The sequence below is a fragment of the Amaricoccus sp. genome (assembly GCF_017995835.1).
Taxonomy (GTDB): Bacteria; Pseudomonadota; Alphaproteobacteria; order Rhodobacterales; family Rhodobacteraceae; genus Amaricoccus.
On record NZ_JAGOID010000181.1, the window covers coordinates 1 to 3,539 of the forward strand.

At 72.4% G+C, this 3,539-nt stretch carries 5 protein-coding genes and 1 pseudogene; 5 read left to right on the top strand and 1 reads right to left on the bottom strand.

Annotated elements, in window-relative coordinates; all coding sequences use genetic code 11:
• The 5 genes and pseudogenes from KBA23_RS16295 to KBA23_RS16315 form a co-directional block, all read left to right on the top strand.
• Nucleotides 1–320, top strand: a pseudogene (locus tag KBA23_RS16295) (methylenetetrahydrofolate reductase); the annotation flags it as partial.
• Nucleotides 321–621: 301 nt separating this feature from the next.
• Nucleotides 622–1,137: an HAD-IA family hydrolase gene (locus KBA23_RS16300; RefSeq protein ID WP_290743186.1), complete on the top strand. Its 516-nt coding sequence runs from the start codon at nucleotides 622–624 to the stop codon at nucleotides 1,135–1,137.
• Nucleotides 1,134–2,096 carry a methyltetrahydrofolate cobalamin methyltransferase gene (locus KBA23_RS16305; RefSeq protein WP_290743188.1) on the top strand — a complete coding sequence of 321 codons (963 nt, stop codon included), beginning with the start codon at nucleotides 1,134–1,136 and terminating at the stop codon, nucleotides 2,094–2,096. The genes KBA23_RS16300 and KBA23_RS16305 overlap by 4 nt, the downstream gene beginning before the upstream one ends.
• Nucleotides 2,093–2,407 (top strand): DUF167 domain-containing protein, encoded by a 315-nt coding sequence (locus KBA23_RS16310; RefSeq protein WP_290743191.1) that lies wholly within the window; start codon nucleotides 2,093–2,095, stop codon nucleotides 2,405–2,407. The genes KBA23_RS16305 and KBA23_RS16310 overlap by 4 nt, the downstream gene beginning before the upstream one ends.
• A gap of 53 nt (nucleotides 2,408–2,460) precedes the next feature.
• Nucleotides 2,461–3,003, top strand: coding sequence for a GNAT family N-acetyltransferase (locus tag KBA23_RS16315; protein WP_290743193.1), 543 nt, complete (start codon nucleotides 2,461–2,463; stop codon nucleotides 3,001–3,003).
• Here KBA23_RS16315 and KBA23_RS16320 read toward each other — a convergent pair.
• Nucleotides 3,000–3,539: hypothetical protein (locus KBA23_RS16320; RefSeq protein ID WP_290743195.1), on the bottom strand; the 540-nt coding region annotated here is incomplete at its 5' end. The genes KBA23_RS16315 and KBA23_RS16320 overlap by 4 nt on opposite strands.

Consider the following 3,539-nt stretch of genomic DNA (forward strand, 5'->3'; position numbering starts at 1 on the left):
CGGCGCGGCTGCGCGAGGCCGGGATCGCACTGCCGGTGCATGTCGGCGTCGCCGGACCGGCAAAGCTGCAAACGCTGATCAAGTTCGCCATGGCCTGCGGCGTCGGCCCGTCGATGCGCGTGCTGCAACGACGCGCCGCCGACCTGACCAAGCTGGTCATGCCCTTCGAGCCAACCGAAGTGCTGGCGGCTCTCGCTGCGGAAAAGGCGGCCAACCCGGCCTTCCAGGTCGAGGCCGCCCACATCTTCCCGCTCGGGGGCATCGCTCCGGCAGCCGGCTATGCCACGGCGGGATCGGCCCCGCGCCGCGCCCGGGCCTGACGCCGCCCCGGACCGGATGATCGCCCTCCTCTTCGACCTCGACGGCACGCTCGTCGATTCCGACCGGCTGCACCACGCCCGCCTTCTGCGAGGTTCTCGTGGAGAGCGGCCGGACGCCGATCGCGATGGCGGACTACAAGTTGCACGTCATGGGCCACCGAACGCCGAAATCGCCACGTGGCTCTTTCCCGGCGAGCCGCGCGCCCGGGCTCTGATGCCGGCGAGTCTACCAAGCCACCCGGCGCAACACGGGCTAACACGCGTGATAGATAGGGTAACTACCTGAATACAAACGATAAAAGTGTTAAAGGTCAAAAAGGTCCGCGAGGAGGAGAAGGAGGGCGCCGGTATGATCGACCGCAAGGAAGCGCTGTTTCGCGAGGCGCTGGCCGATTGCGTGGAGCCCGTCGCCGGCATCCACGCGCTGCTCGACCGCGCCTCGGCCGCGGGAATGCGGGCGGCGGTTGTCACCAACGCGCCACGGATCAACGCCGAGTCGATGCTGCGCGCCGCCTGCCTCGACGGGCGATTGACGGAACTGGTCATCGGCGAGGAATGCACGCGGCCGAAGCCGGATCCCGAACCTTACCGCGAGGCGATGCGCCGCCTCGGCGCCACGCCCTCGCGCTCCGTCGCCTTTGAGCACAGCCGCTCCGGCCTGCGCGCCGCCCGTGCGGCGGGCGCCCTCGTCTTCGGCCTGACCACCGGGCTGTCAGCCGCCGAGCTGTTGCAGGCAGGGGCGCATCACGCCATACCCGACTTCACTTCCCCGGCCCTCGCGGCCGCCCTCGCGACGATGGAGGCTGGTTCCGCATGACGCGAACGATACTGGAGTCCCGGACGAAGACCGTCGTCATCGGCTTCGACCAGCCGTTCTGCGTGATCGGCGAACGCATCAATCCCACCGGGCGCAAGAAGCTCGCCGCGGAGCTGGAGGCAGGGAACTTCGCCACCGTAGAGGCCGACGCGCTGGAGCAGGTCGCCTGCGGCGCCGCCGTGCTCGACGTGAACTCTGGCGCCGTCTTCACCAACAGGATGGCCGAGGACCCGCGCTACGCCGACAACAACTTCGTCGAGCCGACGCTGATGCCCGAGCTCGTGAAGCGCATCCAAGCCGTGGTCGACGTGCCGCTCTGCATCGACAGCTCGGTCCCCGGCGCTCTCCAGGCCGGCCTCGAGACCGCGCACGGGCGCCCGCTGCTCAATTCCGTCACCGGCGAGGAGGAACGACTGGCGCTGGTCCTGCCGCTGGTCAGGAAGTACAATGTTCCCGTCGTCGCGATCTCCAACGACGACACCGGCATCTCCGAGGATCCGGACGTCCGCTTCGCGGTGGCGAAGAAGATCGTCGAGCGCGCCGCCGACTTCGGCATCCCGGCCCACGACATCGTGGTGGACCCGCTCGTCATGCCGATCGGCGCCATGGGCACCGCCGGCTTGCAGGTCTTTGCCCTCGTCCGCCGCCTGCGCGAGGAACTCGGCGTCAACACAACCTGCGGCGCCTCGAACATCTCCTTCGGGCTGCCGAACCGCCACGGCATCAACGCCGCCTTCCTGCCGATGGCGATCGCCTCCGGCATGACGTCCGCCATCATGAACCCGGTCCGCCCGCAGGAGATGGAGGCGATCCGCGCCGCCAACTTCCTGATGAACAACGACGCCTGGGGCGCCGAGTGGATCCGCGCCAACAAGCCGCCCGCCGCCGAGGGCGACGCCGCCGCCTCCGGCGCCGAGGGCGCCCGCGGCCGTCGCGAAGGCCGTCGCCGCCGCGGGTGAGCGCGGGCCTCCCCTGGCGCGACGTCCCCGGCGGCGTCGAACTCGCCGTGCGGCTGACGCCGCGGGGCGGGGCCGCCCGGGTGGAGGGCGTCGCCGACGACGCCGGCGGGCCGTGTCTGCGGGTCCGGGTGCCGGCGCCCCCGGTGGACGGCGCGGCCAACGCCGCGCTCGTCGCCTTCCTCGCCGAGGCGCTGCGCCTGCCGAGGCGCGACGTCGCACTCGTCGCGGGCGAGCGGTCGCGGGTGAAGCGGATCCGCCTGACCGGCGAGGGGCTCGGCCCGCGACTGGCCGCCCTGGCAGGAACGGGCTGACCCGCTCGCCGCCCGTGCTATGCTCGCCGCGCCACGCAGCCGGATGGTCCCCTATGCCCGAGCCGGAAATCCTCGTCCTCGGTCCAGACGCCGCCCCGGAAGCGCTCGCCGCGGCCCGCGATCTCATGCGCCGTTTCGTCGCGTGGCAATGGGTGCGCCATGCCGACTGGCGCCACCTCATCGACCGCTACTTCGACGCCGACGCATTCGAGGAGGAGCTGGCCGGCCTCCCCGGCAAGTACGCGCCGCCCCGGGGCCGGCTACTCCTCGCGCTTCTGGATGGCTCGCCCTGCGGATGCGTGGCCTTGCGCGACCTCGGGGACGGCGTCTGCGAGATGAAGCGGATGTTCGTCGCGCTTGAGACCCAGCGCCGAGGCGTCGGCCGCGCGCTCGGCGCCCGCCTCCTCGCCGAGGCGGAGGGCGCCGGCTACCGGCTCATGCGCCTCGACACCGGGACGCTCCAGCACGAGGCGAAGGCGCTCTACGAGAGCCTCGGCTTCCGCCGCATCGACCCCTACTACGACACCGATCCCGAGATGGCCGCCTTCCTGACCTTCATGGAGCGCGACCTGTCGCCGGCCAGCCGCGGAAGCTAGCGGCGGCCGGCAAGCTCGATGACGGTCGCCGCCGCAGACGATCCTTCGCGCGACGCGGCGGAGGCGCGCAGGGCGGCGACCTCGGCCTCGAGCTCGCGCAGGCGCCGCTCCAGGTCGGCATGGGCCGGCGGCGTGGGCCGGGCGAAGGCCGCGACTACGCCCGACGTGACGCCCTTCACCCACCGCGCAGCGCGCTGGGCCGCCGCGAGCGCCGACCCGAGGGAGGCGCCGGCACGATCGGCGAACGCGCCCGCCCGGGCGCGCAGCGCGAGGTTGCGCTCCGGAGAGACGGCTGCCACCACCCAGCCCGCGACGCTCACCGCGCCGAACCAGACGAAGAACCCGCCGGCCCCGCTCCAGACCGGCACGAGGACGCCGGGCAGCAGCGCCGCCGACCACAGGAGACCGGGGCGCCTGCCGTCGCGCGGAGGCAGCCGGAAGGCGCGGCGCCGCTTCGCATCGGTCGCGGCGAGCCGGCCGAACGCAGCGAGACTAAACCCCGTGGCGAGCGTCGTGGCGAGCGCGCTCACTCCGCC